Genomic DNA, 15,108 nt, shown 5'->3' with positions numbered 1-15,108 from the left:
CTTTTAATTTCTTTCCGTCACTTCAAAGAAGCTTGTTGAAAGAGCGAATAGTGTGTCTTTGTTGTTTGAAGAATGAAGCTCTTGCATGATTTCTAAGCGGAACTTGCGGATTTTTTCAGAAATTTCTTTTGCTTTAGAGCTGTCAGTTGCAACGACCGTGCAGCCCATGTCCCAACGCTTGCGGTTGGCGATGTCCATAGCCTCAGCGGCTTTATTTTGCATCTGTGAATAGAAGTTGCGGGCTGCTTCTGAAGAAGCTCCATAACTTGAAGAATACTTTTGCGAAACCGAAACCCATTTATTTTCGTCCTTAGTCACCATTTTCAAAGTCTCTAAGCGATCTAGAGATTTTTCTACGGTGTCTAGAGAAAGACCTAAGCGGGAAGCGATATTTTCAATGGATGTTTCAAAGTTATCTAAATGTAAAAGCTGTAAGATAGCTGTGTAATGCCAGTCAGAAATAACAGCGAACTCATCTTCACCAATTTTTTCAAAAGCTTCCTGACGAACTTGCACGCGTTTTTGCGCCATTTCTCTAAGTACGGCGCTGCGAGCGTGTTCTGCTAATGCTAAATCAACAAAGAAGTCTCTTTCAGACGCAGAAAGATTCAGTTTCGTCGCAAGATTTACCGCACGACTTTCTGAAAGACCAACTTTGTTATTGATGATTTCACTAAGGCGAGAGCAAGGAACTTCCAGATCGCGAGCAAAAGCACGAAGAGAATAAGAAGGATTCTTCCTTTGTCTGCGTTCTAATTCTTTCAAAATATAATCGCGATAGTGGTGTTTTGACATGGAACGGGTTTTTACCGGATTTTTAGATGATGTCACGCGAAATTCCGCAATGGTGTTCCAGCTCATTCCGCCCTGTAGATCTGCAAATCTATATCTAATCTTTTTAAAACCTGAGCCGCCCTGGATACCATAGTCTCTTATGAATCGGTTGGCCTGGGGTTTTAGTATTTTTTTTGTAGTAATTTACGGGTCCTACAATGCTCATGGCTCGCCTTTACGCCTTTCAGAAGCATTAGAGCAGGGGCTAAGCTCGTCTCCTAAAACCCAACGGGCCGAATCTTACTTGCGTGAAAGCGAGTGGAAAAAAACCGAGGCCTACGCCGGATTTCTGCCAACTTTAACAGCCAGTGCAAGTTATCTGTTTGATAAAAAATACCTACTTGTCGACGTGGCCTTGAACGGATTACCTGTATCGATTCCTCAAGTGATACCGACCTCAAATTTATATATCACGGCCCAGTGGTCTTTGTTTGATGGCTTCAGTAGTACTTACCGTCTGCGCAGTGGAAGGTCCTTAGAAGCCTCAGCAAAAAGTGATTTAGATTGGACTCGGTTTCAAGTCGAGCGCGAAATCACTCTTTTATTTTATCGGGCCCTGGCAGCTAAAGAAATGCAAGCGGTGGCTGAACAAAATTTGAAAGCATTAGATAATCATCTTCGCAATGTGCGGCTGTTTCGTAAAGTGGGGTCTTCAACAAACATTGATGTTTTACGTGTCGAAGTTTTATTAAGTGAAGCTCAATCCGAAGAATTAAATGCCGCCGATAATGTTGAAACTAGTAAAGCACGCCTCAGTGAAGCGTTGGGAGCAGATCAAGATGTGGGCGAAATTGAAGGTGAACTGCCGCGATTAAAAAAAGACCTGATAAGCGATATCAAATTTGACGTCATCACTGAGAGGTCTGATTTAAAATCCTTGATGGCCAAAGTTGAAGCTTTGAATTATCAAGAGCGAGCGGCTGAAAAGTACTGGGTGCCAAAGGTTTTTTTAATGGGGCAGTATCAATACTATAACAATCGCACGGATGGATTTGATGACTATGATAACTATCGTGAGGCTTATTATTATGGTGTGACCCTGACCTGGAATATCTTTGATGGATTGCTTTCCATAGCTCGCTCTAAACAAAGCATTGAACAGAAATATCAGTCCGAAAAAGTTTTACGAATGGCGCAACTTAAAGCCAAAAGAGATTTGGATTTTTGGAAAAGAAAGTTCGTTTACTTCTGTACGTTGGTGGACGCCCGTCTCAGCGATATCGCTAAGGCTCAAGAAAGCACTCGACTTTCGCGGGAAGGCTTAAGGGCCGGAGCAAGAACCAATAGCGACGTCCTAGATGCCGAAGCTGATCTTTTTCGCGCCCAGGCAGGTGTCGTGAATGCGCAGCTGGGGGCCATCGAAGCTTTGATCAACTTAGAATTAAGCCTCGGTCAAAAAATTGCGGATTTTAAATAAAGTTTTATTTATTTTGTTACCACGAACGAAGGAAAAGACGTGGCAGCAAAGGACGGTGGATGCTGGTTTTTAGCTGAAGCAATTTTCAAATAACTGCTCAATAAAAGAGCTAGAAAAATGAAAAACCAATTACTTGGAGATAAATGCAACAGCATAAAAAACCTTAGTTAATAGGGCTTCCTAGAGCTTTTTTGCTTTTTAGATAGCCAACGTAGTATTCGATACCGCTCGTTATACTTAAAATGACGCTGATCCACAAGACACCGTAGGCGATTTTGTCCAAATAAGGCAAATACGGCTCCATGGATCCAATAATTACAAGGGGGATGGCCACCATCTGCATGGCCGTCTTCCACTTACCGGCTGGTTTGGCTGCTATAACGATTTGATCTGCCGCGGCAACCGAGCGGATGCCGCTGATAAAATTGTCCCTAGCCAAAATAATGATGACCATCCAAGCATCGACTTTGCCTTGGGCCAAAAGCATGGTCAGGACGCTGGTCACTAGAATTTTATCAGCTATCGGATCCATGAATTTTCCGAAGTTACTTACGGCATTGTATTTACGTGCGTAGTATCCATCGTAATAATCCGTGATAGAGGCAAAAATAAATACGACAGCAGCGATCACGTTATACCAAAGGTCGTTGGGCCACATCAGTGCGACAATTACAGGCACAATAAAAATTCGACTCATGGTGATTCGCATAGGCAGATGTTTTTGAAACTCAGTCGTCATTTTTAGCCCTCATAGCATTTTGGAATAGCACTAGACTAACCTATCAATGGCAGCTAGAAATAATCAATGTTTATTCATCGTCACAAAGTGCAGTTTTACGAAACAGATTTGATGGGCATTGTCCATCATAGCAACTATCTTCGTTTTTACGAAGAAGCGCGGGTGGCTTGGGCCCATGCCCATGGTTTATTGGAATATCAAAAGCCGGGGTCAGCCAGTCACTTTGCTGTTTATGAAACACAAGTGAAGCATATCAAGCCCACATTCTTTGGTGATGATTTAGAAATCGACGTGCAAGGTAGAACGGAAGGAAACCGCATCGTGTTCCAATACCGTCTGCGTGGTCGTGACAACGAAGTGTGTTCTGTGGCGAAAACGGTGCATGTGCCACTAGGACCTGATTTAAAACTTCTAAGACTTCCGGCTAATATGAAGGCCGCAATGGAGAAAGAACAATGGACAGAAACCTGGCTTTAGAATTTGTACGCGTAACGGAAGCAGCCTCTTTGGCATCAGCTCGTTGGATGGGACGTGGAGATGAAAAAGCAGCCGATGCGGCCGCAGTCGATGCCATGAGAAAAGCCTTTGACGTTGTTCATATGGACGGAACCGTTGTGATCGGCGAAGGGGAGCGTGATGAAGCTCCAATGCTTTACATCGGTGAAAAAGTGGGCAGCAACGTGAAAGATGCTCCCGCTTTGGATATTGCTCTGGATCCTTTGGAAGGTACAACAATCTGTGCGACCGGTGGACCTGGCGCGATTTCTGTTATTGCGGTGGCTGAAAAAGGAAAATTCCTTCATGCGCCGGATACTTACATGGATAAAATTGCCTGTGGTCCTGCAGCTAAAGGTAAAATTGATATTGATAAATCAGCTACTGAAAACATTCGCGCGGTCGCTGAAGCCCTCCGTAAGCCAGTGAGCGATTTAACAGTTGTGATTTTGAATCGTCCTCGACACGAAGCTTTGATTGCTGAAGCTCGTAAAACGGGTGCGCGTATTAATCTTATTGGTGATGGTGACGTGTCTGCAGCGGTGGCAGCAGCATGGCCGGATTCTGGGATTGATTTGTTAATCGGTATCGGTGGAGCACCCGAAGGAGTTATCTCCGCAGCAGCCATGCAATGTTTGGGCGGTGACTTCCAAGGTCGCTTGAAATTCAGAAACCAAGAAGAACGTGACCGTGCAAAACGCATGGGCGTAACAGATCTTGATAAGAAATTTACCATTGATGAACTAGCTTCTGGATCCGTGATGTTTATCGCGACTGGCGTCACTGATGGCGCACTTTTAAAAGGGGTTCGTTTCGGTGCCAATGGCGCTGCAAAAACTCACTCTGTAGTTATGCGTTCTGCAACAGGCACGATCCGTACTATTGAAGCTTTCCATGATCTTTCGCGCAAACCTAGTTTGAATGTTTAGTTTTTATGGAAGTGAAGCTGATCTGTTTTAACTGCAACAAGGAAATGACCTTCCACGGTCTGATCGGACGGCGGGAGGAATGTCCTCATTGCCGTTCTGATGTTCATGTTTGCAAAAACTGCGAACATTATGACGTCAAAGTTTATAATGAATGCCGTGAAACAGCAGCGGACGTCGTACGCGAAAAAGATCGCGCCAATTTCTGTGATTACTTCACGCCACGCAAAGGCGGCACCGGAGCTGTTGATAAAAAAGCAGCTCTTCTTGCAGCGGCCGAAGCTTTGTTTAAAAAGCCAACCTAACGTAACATAAGGTTGGCGAGAAGTAGTCAGCTGCAAGGCGGAGGATTCTGGCTGCCACGGAGGCGTACCTGAAGGGTACGTCGGAGAGCAAGACAGAACCGCACAACGCAGTCAGCTGGCTTATCGACGACCGTGGTCTAGCCTCGCGTTGACTCATGATAAACAAGTTGCCAGACTTACTTTATGGCAAAAGCATCTACCACCGAAGTTTTCAACTGCACTCCCGAACAATTCTATAAAATCATTTCAGACTACGAAAAATATCACGAGTTTTTGGCTGAAGTTAAGCAATGCAAGGTGCTTAAAACTGAAGGCAATCGCAAGCTTGTTGAATATAATGTTCAAGTTATCAAGTCTTTGAAATACTCGCTGTGGATGACGGAAAATGCTCCGACAAGCATCACTTGGGAATTTGCATCCGGTGATATTTTTAAAACATCTGTGGGTTCATGGAAGTTAGAAAATGAAGCCGGTAAAACCCGTGCAACATACACCGTTGAAGCGACTTTCAGTATGTTTGTTCCCGGTCCTATCGCAAATGCCTTGGTCAGCGTGAATCTTCCAAATATGATCAGCAGCTATCACAAAAGAGTAAAACAACTTTATGGCGTCTGATGATTCACACAAAAAAGACGAAAAAGACAACAACCAAGGGGACCTGAAAGGTTTTCTTGGCGATACTGTGAAAAAAGTTTTCACCGCAGGAATGGGTGCCGCTTTTTTTACGGAAGAAAGTCTTCGAAATTATGTGTCTGAATTAAAACTTCCTAAAGAAGCCTTGAACATGCTGATTCAAGGAGCCAATAAATCCAAAGATGAAATGACCCAAAAGGTTACTAAAGAGATCGTTTCAATTATTCAAAAGATCGACTTCGTAAAGGAAGCGTCGAAATTTGCAGAAACCCATAAATTCAAAATCACTGCAGAAATTGACATCATCAAAAAAGATCCAACCGACAAAGATAAAAAATCTTCGTAAATCCTAGACTAAGGGCGATCTCAAGTTGAGACGCTTTTTGGCCGATAAATTTACCATGGAACAAGAAATACTTAGCGTCATTTCAGTGGTACTTTTCTGCGGTTGCTGTCATCAATTTATCAAAACAATTGTGACACCAATTCCAATGCTAGCAAGCGAACGCCCGTATGCAAGAGCAGCTATGCAACTTGGCAAGTTCTATAAATCGATGGCATGGGGAGCAATGACTTCTGCGTTTCTTCTTGGTCTCGTTTATTCTTTTCACTCGGTATTTACCTCGCTATAGTTGCTTTGAGACCGATGAAAAAGACGCATCTGACTGCGTTGTGCGGTCCTGTCTTGCTCTCCGGCGTACCCTACGGGTACGCCTGCGTGGCAGCCAGGATCCTCCGCCTTGCATATGCATCTTTTTGATCGGCCTCAAAGAACCAGTGAGGTGTTTTTATGGGGTCGTTTTCAACTGTTAATCCTGCTACCGGCGAAGTTCTAAAATCCTACAAACATATTTCTTTTGATAAAGCTGAAAAAGTTATTGCCGATGCTAACGATGATTTTAAAGTTTGGCGTAAGACTTCTTTTGCTGAGCGTAGTGATGTTCTTAAGAAATTAGCGGACGGGCTTCGTAAGCATAAAGCTGAGTTTGCTGAGTTGATGCATTTAGAGATGGGTAAGCTTGTGGCTGAGGCTAAAGCTGAGATTGATAAGTGCATTATGACTTGCGAATACTATGCGGAATCGGGTCCTAGTATGTTGCAAAATCAAAAGGCTACTCCATCGACTTATCCTTCTGCAGAAGTTAGCTTTCAGCCTCTGGGTGTGATTTTTAGTATTATGCCTTGGAATTTTCCTTTGTGGCAGGTGATTCGCTTTGCTGCGCCGGCGGTGATGGCTGGGAATGTGATTCTTTTAAAACATGCTGATTTGACTGCCGGGGCTGGGGAATTGATTGGGAAGATCTTTTCTGAGCTTGGAACTACAGTTCAGCTTTTGCGTAACTTGCATGTCGATCATGAAGTGGCGGCGCAAATAATCGCGGATTCTCGAGTGAAAGGTGTGACTTTCACTGGCAGTAGTTCGGGCGGTAAGGCTGTGGCTTTGGAAGCTGCTAAAAATTTGAAAAAGATTGTTTTGGAGCTTGGTGGCAGTGATGCGTACTTGGTTCTTGCTGATGCGGATATTGAAAAGGCTGCGAAAGTAAGTACTAAAGCTCGTCTTGTGAATGCAGGGCAAAGTTGTGTTGCAGGGAAACGCTTTATTGTCGACGAAAAAGTTTCTGCTGCTTACATCAAAGAATTCGTTAAAGAAATGCAGGCGGCTGAAATTGCGCCTTTGGCTCATTCCCGCTTTCAAAAACAGATTATCGAACAGGTTGAAAAATTAAAATCCTGGGGTGGCAAGGTTGTACTGGGTGGCACGGCTCCACAGGGGGCTGGGGCGTTCTATCCGCCGACGGTTGTAGTTTTTGAAAAAGACCATCCTGAAGTTCACAAGATGGAGGTTTTCGGTCCGGTGGCTTCAGTTATCGTCGCAAAAAACACCGATCACGCTCTTGAAATTGCCAATTCCTCACCCTTTGGTTTGGGGGGCGGGATCTTTACTCAGGATGTTAAAAAGGGCAAAGATCTCGTTGAAAAAGAATTGAATGCAGGATTTGTAGTTGTGAATGACCAAGTCAAATCGGATCCAAGAATTCCCTTTGGTGGCGTTAAAGAATCAGGGTATGGTCGTGAGTTAGGGCCCTTTGGAATTATGGAATTTGTGAACATCAAAACGGTGGCCCTAGGGAATTGACGGTGGTTTTAAAAAAGCAGGATTTGGACCATCAAGTTTGGAAATTGATCAAACTTCATGCTTTGCAAGAAAAAAAGATCCTTGTGGCATTATCTGGCGGTGTAGATTCCGTCGCACTGCTGCGCACGCTAACAAAGGTTCATAAAAAAAATCTTCTGGGTGCGGCTTACTTTCATCATGGCGAAGACTCCAATAAAGAATACCGTGATCGTGCTCAAATTTTTTGCGAAAAACTTTGCAAGAAATGGGGTGTGCCGTTTTTCCCTCTGGCTTCAGCAAAAAAACTAAAATCAGAATCTCAATATCGCGAAGCGCGATACCAGGCCTTTAAGGATTTGATGCAAACGGAAGGTTTTGTGGTTTTGGCAACAGGCCATCATCGCGAAGATCTGTTAGAAACTCGACTTTTGCGTTTGATTCGTGGCACGGGGGCCCAGGGGCTTCAAGCTATGCATGAATACAAAGCAGGGATCTTTAGGCCGCTGCTTGAAATTGCAAAATCAGAACTCAAAGATTATCTGCGAGCTGAAAAAGTGCGCAGTTTAGAAGATCCCACGAATAAGGATCTGGACCCTTTGCGTAATTGGGTGCGCCTTAGATGGTTGCCTCAGCTTGAAAAAAAACAACCAGGTAGTTCTGCGTCCTTAGCACGATCTTTAGAAACCATCGCGTTAGAGTTAGAGGGATCTTCTCAAGGGGATTTGCTGCAGCAGAATGAGGATTATAAGACACACGGCCTTTTGCGAGGTTTTTACCTGTCATTGAATCCCACTGAACAAAAAAGATTGTTGGCGCAGTACCTTTTTGCCCTCGGAAAACGGGATTTTTCTCAATCTCAACTCGAAGAAATTCAAAAGCGCCTAGACAAGTCGCAAAAAGTGATCACATTCCAAGTAGGAAAATGCAATTGGGAAGTTAACGCACAGCAAATCAAGGTCCAGTCCTGATTTTAGAGAGAAAATCTCTCTGTGTTGATGTAGCTTTCATGTTAGTCTTGAAGGGTGATTTGACCCTGACCGAAAGGAACTTAAATGCGATCAACTCAGAAAACGCTAGCTCTGTGGTTCTTCTTGATCATTATGGCTGTTTTTCTATTCCAAGCCTATGAGAGCAAGCACCAAAAAGTCATCGCTGACATGAATTATTCAAAATTCACTGAAGCTGTTAAAGCCAATGAAGTGGCTAGTGTGACTTTCCGCCAAGACAGCAGTGAAATCGTCGGTGAAGTAAAACCAGAATTTGAAAAAAAATATAACGGAACTCACTTTGCGTTCGTTGGTAATACTCAAGATGAAGGCTATAAATTCCTTCAATCCCACGGTATCACTCCAAACTATGAGCGTGCTGACAACGGTGGATTCTTCCAATCACTTCTGGTGAACTGGTTGCCGCTGATTTTAATCGTCGGTATGTTTTTATTCATCATGCGCCAAGTGCAAGTGGGCGGCGGTAAGGCGATGTCTTTCGGTAAAAGCCGTGCGCGCCTTTTAACTGAACACAAAAACCGTGTCACTTTCAAAGAAGTTGCGGGCGTTGATGAAGCGAAAGATGATCTTCAAGAAATCGTAAACTTCCTTAAAGATCCAAAAAAATATACGAAACTGGGTGGACGTATTCCAAAAGGTGTTTTGCTAGTAGGTCCTCCGGGAACTGGTAAAACCTTGCTTGCTCGCGCCGTTGCCGGTGAAGCAGGTGTGCCATTCTTTACAATCTCTGGTTCTGACTTCGTTGAAATGTTTGTGGGTGTCGGTGCAAGCCGCGTTCGTGACTTGTTTGAACAAGGTAAGAAAAATGCTCCATGCTTGATCTTTATCGATGAGATCGATGCTGTCGGTCGTCACCGTGGTGCTGGTATGGGTGGTGGTCACGATGAACGTGAACAAACTCTGAATCAGTTGCTAGTTGAGATGGATGGTTTTGAATCTACTGAAGGTGTGATCTTGATCGCAGCGACGAACCGTCCTGACGTATTAGATCCTGCATTATTGCGCCCAGGTCGTTTCGACCGTCGCGTGATCGTGAATAAACCAGACCTTAAAGGTCGTGAACAAATCTTGTCTGTTCATATGCGTAAGACACCATTGGGACCTGACGTTGAGGCTTCTAAGATTGCCCGCGGTACACCAGGCTTCTCTGGTGCGGATTTAGAAAATCTAGTGAACGAAGCAGCTCTTGTGGCCGCTCGTACTGATAAAAAATATTTGGAAATGGAAGACTTTGAAAAAGCGAAAGACAAAGTCATCATGGGAGCTGAAAGAAAATCCATGGTCATTTCTGAAGAAGATAAACGCGTAACGGCTTACCATGAAGCGGGTCATACGCTGGTTGGTAAAAAGCTTGAAGGTTTAGATCCAATTCACAAGGTGACGATCATCCCTCGCGGTATGGCTTTGGGTGTAACTCAAACCCTTCCTGAAAAAGAAAGCGTTTCATTGTCTAAGACAAAAGCTGAAAACATGATCGCCTTCTTATTTGGCGGCCGTGCTGCTGAAGAAGTGATCTTTAAAGACATTACGACTGGTGCAGGAAACGACATTGAACGTGCGACTGAAATCGCCCGTCACATGGTTTGCCAATGGGGTATGAGTAAGCTAGGTCCTTTGGCTTTTGAAAAACGTGAAGGCCCTGTGTTCCTAGGAATGCAATATGGTCACACTCATAAAGATTATTCTGAATCTAAAGCTGAAGAAATCGATGCGGAAGTTTCAAAAATCATCCATGATGGTTACACAGTGGCTGTGAAAATCCTGACTGACTATAAAGATGCGCTTGAGCGTTTGGCTTTGGCTCTTCTAGAGTACGAAACCATCGACGGCCATGAAGTCGACATGCTTGTGAACGGAGCTGCGATTTCTGAAATCGAAAAATACCGCTCTAATAAAAAAGACGGCGGGGTTGGGGTTATCAGCGCCGCTAAGAAAGATTCATCAGGCGATCCGGTGGGTAATACCGGGCCAGTAACGATTTAACAATCTGACTTTGAATAAACCCATTCTTCGGAATGGGTTTCAGCTTTGTGGGGCATCTTGATGTTGCAGCAGTTTGTCGACAACCTGATCTTTATCGTTCAGCATCTTCGTATTCAAGATGCGATCGATATGCTTCTGGTTTGGATGGTGGTCTACCGGATCTTAATTCTGATCAAACGCACCGGCACCATTCAAATGCTCTCGGGCCTAGGGGTTTTAGCCATTGGCTATATCCTCAGCATCTGGTTAGAGCTTTTTACCTTTAATTGGATTCTAGAAAAATTCTTTTCAAACTTATTCGTGATCGTGGTCGTCTTGTTCCAGGCCGAGATTCGCAGAGCTTTGGCTCATATCGGAAGCAATCCGTTCTTTAGTGATTCATCCAATGTCCAAGAAACCCAAGTGATTGAAGAAATTGCTAAGGGTGTGATTTTAACTGCACAAAAAGGCTTCGGCGCCTTGGTGGTGGTAGAGCGTGAAATCGTCATCGACTATCACATCGAATTCGGAACAGAGATGGAATCAAAGGTTTCTGCTGAACTTTTAGCTTCGATTTTCCATCCCGAAAGTCCTATGCATGACGGCGCGGTTCTTATCCGTAACGGTAAGATCCACTCTGCAGGCTGCTTTTTGCCCTTAAGTAAAAACCCAGCTTTGGATAAAAACCTGGGAACCCGTCACCGTGCTGCGATTGGTTTAACGGAAGAAACAGACGCCTTGGTGTTTGTGGTGTCTGAAGAAAATCGTTCTATCGGTATCGTACAAGGGGGGCACCTTTCTACCCAAGTGGAGCTAGGTGATATTCGTAAAGCCCTTTATGAAACCTTTGGCTTAAAATATAAAGCCTTCTCACAGCAAGGGGAGGGCGTATGAGACGTCGTTGGTCCAATGCCTTAACTGAAAATTTCAGCTATAAGGTTGTTGCTTTATTCATCTCGTTGATTTTGTGGCTCACGATTCTGGGGCGCCGTGATTTCGTCTTAAGTAAAAATATCGATATCGAACTTATCACTGCACCTGGAACTCAGGTGGTGGCGCAGACGGCGGACCATGTGAAGGTGAAAGTTTCAGGTCCCCGTTCTTCATTAAAAAAGTTCTTGGAGAGTTCCCTGTCTCAGAGTATCACATTGGATGTTTCTCAGAAGGGTGAAGGGGTTGTGTACGTTGATATCCCTTTAAATAAAATCGAAGTGCCCATCGGCGTAAGGATTTTGGGGGTTCGTCCCAACCAAATTCAAGCTGAGATTGTGAACGTGAAAGGTCAGATTGATGACAAACAAGAAGGTAACTAAATTGGATAAAAAGCCTGCAAAACTTTTTGGTACGGATGGTATCCGTGGTACTGCAAACCAATGGCCAATGACTCCAGAAACTGTTGTGAAAATCGGTCAAGCTATTGGTTATCTTTTGCAAAAAGAAGCCCATTCAACTTCAGGTCCACGCAAGGTGGTTATCGGTAAAGACACTCGTTTATCTGGTTATATGATCGAACAAGCTCTTGCCAGCGGACTGAATTCAATGGGTATCTTCGTGCAACTGGTGGGTCCACTTCCAACCCCAGGTATCGGTTATTTGACTCGCACGATGAGAGCGTCTGCAGGGATCGTGATTTCTGCTTCCCACAATCCATTTCACGATAACGGTATTAAAGTTTTCGGTTCTGATGGTTTTAAAATTTCTGAAGCCATGGAACAAGAAATTGAGCGCCTGGTTCTTGAAGAAGACCTGACTCAGTTTTTGCCAGCAAGTAAAGAAATTGGTCGCACACGTCGTATTGAAGATTCCCAAGGTCGTTATATCGTTTACGTTAAAGGCACATTCCCCCTTGAATACACTCTTGATGGAATGCGCATTGTTCTAGATACAGCCAACGGAGCTTCCTACAAAGTCGCGCCGTCCGTATTCCAAGAACTGGGTGCTGAAGTGATTCAATTGGGTGATGATCCAAATGGAACGAACATCAACGATAAGGTGGGTGCTTTGTATCCAGCAAAACTTGCTGAAGCTGTTTTGCAATATCGCGCTGACGTCGGTATCAGTCTTGATGGTGACGCGGACCGCGTGATCATGGTGGATGAAAAAGGTGAGATCGTTAACGGCGATCGTATTCTTGCTATCTGTGCATTGCACATGAAAGAGCGTGGACTGCTTAAAGGTGACACATTAGTAGCGACGCAAATGTCGAACTTCGGCCTTGAAAAACGTATGAACGAAGCGGGCATCAAACTTGTGAAAACAGGTGTTGGTGATAAGTACGTTGTCGAAGAAATGCGTAAAAATGGTTACAACCTGGGTGGTGAGCAGTCAGGTCACATCATTTTCTTAGACCATACCACTACGGGTGATGGTTGTATTGCGGCTTTAAGCGTTTTAGCCGTGATGAAACAAACTAAGAAAAAAATGAGTGAACTCAACCATGTCTTTGAAGACATGCCGCAAATTTTAATTAACTGCCGTGTGAAACGTCGCACGGACCTTCATGAACTTCCTGGTTACAACGACATGATCCGCAATATCGAAAAGAAATTGGCGGGGAATGGCCGTGTGTTTGTTCGCTTCTCTGGTACCGAACCGGTCATCCGCGTTTTAGTAGAAGGTGTGGATAAAACACAGATCAATCAGTTTGCTGAAGAAATCGCATCTTTCCTAGAAAAAGAGCTATCATAGTATGAAAAATAAAATTCGTTTGGGTGTAAATGTGGATCACGTGGCGACTCTTCGCCAGGTGAGAGGTGGAACTACGCCGTATCCAAGTGTTTTGGATATGGTGAAAAAATCCGTAAAAGGTGGCGCAGAGCAAATCACGATTCACTTGCGTGAAGACCGTCGTCATATTCAGCTTCATGATTTAAAGCTTCTAGCTAAAGAATGTCCTGTGCCTTTAAATCTTGAAATGGCTGCAACTTCACAAATGGTGGCTTTTGCAAAAAAGTACCGTCCTGACTGGGTTTGTTTTGTTCCTGAAAAACGTGCGGAGCTGACAACTGAAGGTGGCTTAGACGTAAAAAAAGGTTTTAAGAAAATGGCCCCGATGGTTGAAAAACTTCAACGCATTGGTATTGAAATTTCCATGTTCATTGAGCCTTCCATTGAACAAGTGGAAGCGTCTTATGAAATCGGCGCTGATGCTGTTGAATTCCACACTGGCAAATGGGTTCATCTTACGGGACCTCGTAAAGAAAAAGAGTGGAAGCGTTTAGTAGACGCTGCTGAATGGGCGAACTATTTAGGTATGAATGTTCACGCTGGTCATGGACTTGATTATGGTCACTCTAAAATGATCAACAAGCTGCCTTATTTGCAAGAAGTGAACATTGGCCACTCTTTGATCTGCTATGCGCTAGAAGACGGTTTAGAAGCTTCTGTGCGCAAAATGAGAAAGATCTTAAAGTAATGCCATTTGCCTTAAACTCTGAAAGAACGGTGAGCAATCTCAGCGAGCTCAAAGAGTTTTGGGTGGAACTGCTTCCGCACATAAATGATCGCTGCATTCTTCTGATGAGTGGTGATGTCGGTGCGGGAAAAACCACATCTGTTCAGTTTATCGCTGAAATTCTTGGGATGCGCGATGTTCAGTCGCCGTCATTTGCGATTCATCTTCGCTATGAAAATGCCCAAGGTCGCACTTTGGATCATTTGGATTTGTACCGTCTTAAAGATGATGATGATTTGGAAAGCTCTGGTTTTTGGGATTTGTTTGCGCAGAAGAATTCTTTGATCATCATTGAATGGGCCAATCGCCTGGATTTTGATTATCTGCCTTTGAATTGGCAGCGCTTGGAAGTAAAATATGAAAAACTAGGCGAAACCGAAAGAAAAATCACCACAAGACTAGTATAAAAAAAAGGCAGCTCATGAGCTGCCTTTTTTATTCTAACTATTTTATTCAAACCTAGTTTGCGTAACCCATCATTTTTGCATCGTCGGTGTTAGAGAAAAACACGCGACGATAAACTGGCACCTTTTCGTAGTTATCAGCTGCATATAGTTTTTTAGATTGCGCATCACCCACTTGGTTTCTGCCAACTTGATTGCGCGAAGTTAAACGGAAAATATAAGGAAGTTCTACATCTGAATTTTCATAGGCAAAAATGCCGCGTTTTGCATCGTAAGCTTCTTTTGCAGCTTTGCTGTAATCACTGACATAACGTTTATCAAATGGATAGATGAAGTACATTGCACCCCATCCTTGACGAAGCATCTCTTTATTGATGTCGACTCCGTCTTTAACTAAACGACCTAGGATTCTGCCGTGTTTGTCAGCTTGGCTGCCATTCGAAACTTCAACGATGGAATCAACTGGAAGTAATGAGCGCAAGAAATCACGGGCTTGGTAAGCGATTTCACCTTGGGTGTTACCAAAGAAATCAACTTCTGGAGTGTCCACACCCATCAATCTTACTTTGTATTTCAATCCATCATTCACACCAACAGCGTTAAGAGTATCGCCGTCATGAACTGCGGTAACACGAATTTGAAAAGCAAATGCGCCCAACGGCAAAAGGACAATAGCAAACAACAACGAGCTAAAAAGTTTCACAGCCTGCCTCCGATTTTCAGAAGGCAATTTACCATGGAACATCGAAAGCTTAGAGTCTTAATATAGATAGGGAGAAATTCACAAAAGCTGTCAAAAAAGTAGACGCCGGGTGG

Annotated in this window: 17 protein-coding genes; 14 read left to right on the top strand and 3 right to left on the bottom strand. The window is 43.9% G+C overall.

Translation table 11 applies throughout. From position 1 onward, the window contains the following. Nucleotides 1–3: 3 nt before the first annotated feature. Nucleotides 4–861, bottom strand: a complete 858-nt coding sequence (locus tag MNR06_RS03880; RefSeq protein WP_243538762.1) for a TIGR02147 family protein — start codon at nucleotides 859–861, stop codon at nucleotides 4–6. A 73-nt stretch (nucleotides 862–934) separates the two neighbouring features. Here MNR06_RS03880 and MNR06_RS03875 point away from each other — a divergent pair, with 73 nt between their 5' ends. Continuing rightward, the gene (locus MNR06_RS03875) at nucleotides 935–2,251 is read left to right on the top strand and encodes a TolC family protein (protein ID WP_243538760.1); all 1,317 of its coding nucleotides are present in this window, start codon (nucleotides 935–937) and stop codon (nucleotides 2,249–2,251) included. A gap of 163 nt (nucleotides 2,252–2,414) precedes the next feature. Here the strand turns inward: MNR06_RS03875 and pgsA are convergent, their stop codons facing one another. Then, on the bottom strand, nucleotides 2,415–2,990 hold the full coding sequence (gene pgsA, locus MNR06_RS03870; RefSeq protein WP_243538758.1) for a CDP-diacylglycerol--glycerol-3-phosphate 3-phosphatidyltransferase: 576 nt from the start codon (nucleotides 2,988–2,990) through the stop codon (nucleotides 2,415–2,417). A gap of 66 nt (nucleotides 2,991–3,056) precedes the next feature. On the opposite strand from pgsA, the gene MNR06_RS03865 reads away from it, so the two are divergent. The 13 genes from MNR06_RS03865 to tsaE all read left to right on the top strand — a co-directional run bounded on the left by MNR06_RS03865 (nucleotide 3,057) and on the right by tsaE (nucleotide 14,295). Next, complete coding sequence (locus MNR06_RS03865; protein ID WP_243538756.1) at nucleotides 3,057–3,467, top strand: acyl-CoA thioesterase; 411 nt, start codon at nucleotides 3,057–3,059, stop codon at nucleotides 3,465–3,467. Then, nucleotides 3,446–4,414: a class II fructose-bisphosphatase gene (gene glpX / locus MNR06_RS03860; RefSeq protein ID WP_243538755.1), complete on the top strand. Its 969-nt coding sequence runs from the start codon at nucleotides 3,446–3,448 to the stop codon at nucleotides 4,412–4,414. The genes MNR06_RS03865 and glpX overlap by 22 nt, the downstream gene beginning before the upstream one ends. 5 nt (nucleotides 4,415–4,419) lie before the next feature. Further along, on the top strand, nucleotides 4,420–4,716 hold the full coding sequence (locus tag MNR06_RS03855; protein ID WP_243538746.1) for a hypothetical protein: 297 nt from the start codon (nucleotides 4,420–4,422) through the stop codon (nucleotides 4,714–4,716). A gap of 183 nt (nucleotides 4,717–4,899) precedes the next feature. Beyond that, entirely contained in the window at nucleotides 4,900–5,331 is a 432-nt protein-coding gene (locus tag MNR06_RS03850) for a type II toxin-antitoxin system RatA family toxin (RefSeq protein WP_243538744.1), read from the top strand. Continuing rightward, a complete protein-coding gene (locus MNR06_RS03845) occupies nucleotides 5,321–5,695 on the top strand; it encodes a hypothetical protein (protein WP_243538742.1) in 375 nt (124 codons plus the stop codon). Before MNR06_RS03850 ends, MNR06_RS03845 begins: the two co-directional genes overlap by 11 nt. A gap of 444 nt (nucleotides 5,696–6,139) precedes the next feature. After that, the gene (locus MNR06_RS03840; RefSeq protein WP_243538740.1) at nucleotides 6,140–7,486 is read left to right on the top strand and encodes an aldehyde dehydrogenase family protein; all 1,347 of its coding nucleotides are present in this window, start codon (nucleotides 6,140–6,142) and stop codon (nucleotides 7,484–7,486) included. Nucleotides 7,487–7,488: 2 nt separating this feature from the next. After that, the gene (gene tilS, locus MNR06_RS03835) at nucleotides 7,489–8,433 is read left to right on the top strand and encodes a tRNA lysidine(34) synthetase TilS (RefSeq protein WP_243538738.1); all 945 of its coding nucleotides are present in this window, start codon (nucleotides 7,489–7,491) and stop codon (nucleotides 8,431–8,433) included. An 84-nt stretch (nucleotides 8,434–8,517) separates the two neighbouring features. Further along, nucleotides 8,518–10,455: an ATP-dependent zinc metalloprotease FtsH gene (ftsH, locus tag MNR06_RS03830; protein WP_243538736.1), complete on the top strand. Its 1,938-nt coding sequence runs from the start codon at nucleotides 8,518–8,520 to the stop codon at nucleotides 10,453–10,455. Nucleotides 10,456–10,515: 60 nt separating this feature from the next. Next, nucleotides 10,516–11,328, top strand: a complete 813-nt coding sequence (gene cdaA, locus MNR06_RS03825) for a diadenylate cyclase CdaA (RefSeq protein WP_243538734.1) — start codon at nucleotides 10,516–10,518, stop codon at nucleotides 11,326–11,328. Then, nucleotides 11,325–11,747, top strand: a complete 423-nt coding sequence (locus MNR06_RS03820; protein WP_243538725.1) for a YbbR-like domain-containing protein — start codon at nucleotides 11,325–11,327, stop codon at nucleotides 11,745–11,747. The genes cdaA and MNR06_RS03820 overlap by 4 nt, the downstream gene beginning before the upstream one ends. After that, nucleotides 11,725–13,122, top strand: coding sequence for a phosphoglucosamine mutase (glmM, locus tag MNR06_RS03815; RefSeq protein ID WP_407933195.1), 1,398 nt, complete (start codon nucleotides 11,725–11,727; stop codon nucleotides 13,120–13,122). The genes MNR06_RS03820 and glmM overlap by 23 nt, the downstream gene beginning before the upstream one ends. A gap of 1 nt (nucleotide 13,123) precedes the next feature. After that, nucleotides 13,124–13,849 (top strand): pyridoxine 5'-phosphate synthase, encoded by a 726-nt coding sequence (locus MNR06_RS03810; protein ID WP_243538723.1) that lies wholly within the window; start codon nucleotides 13,124–13,126, stop codon nucleotides 13,847–13,849. Beyond that, nucleotides 13,849–14,295, top strand: coding sequence for a tRNA (adenosine(37)-N6)-threonylcarbamoyltransferase complex ATPase subunit type 1 TsaE (tsaE, locus tag MNR06_RS03805; RefSeq protein ID WP_407933194.1), 447 nt, complete (start codon nucleotides 13,849–13,851; stop codon nucleotides 14,293–14,295). Before MNR06_RS03810 ends, tsaE begins: the two co-directional genes overlap by 1 nt. A gap of 52 nt (nucleotides 14,296–14,347) precedes the next feature. Here the strand turns inward: tsaE and MNR06_RS03800 are convergent, their stop codons facing one another. After that, nucleotides 14,348–14,995, bottom strand: a complete 648-nt coding sequence (locus tag MNR06_RS03800; protein ID WP_243538720.1) for a thermonuclease family protein — start codon at nucleotides 14,993–14,995, stop codon at nucleotides 14,348–14,350. Nucleotides 14,996–15,108: the final 113 nt, after the last annotated feature.

The organism is Bdellovibrio reynosensis (assembly GCF_022814725.1).
In the GTDB taxonomy this organism is placed as follows: Bacteria; Bdellovibrionota; Bdellovibrionia; order Bdellovibrionales; family Bdellovibrionaceae; genus Bdellovibrio; species Bdellovibrio reynosensis.
This window is presented reverse-complemented; position numbering and strand designations above follow the sequence as displayed.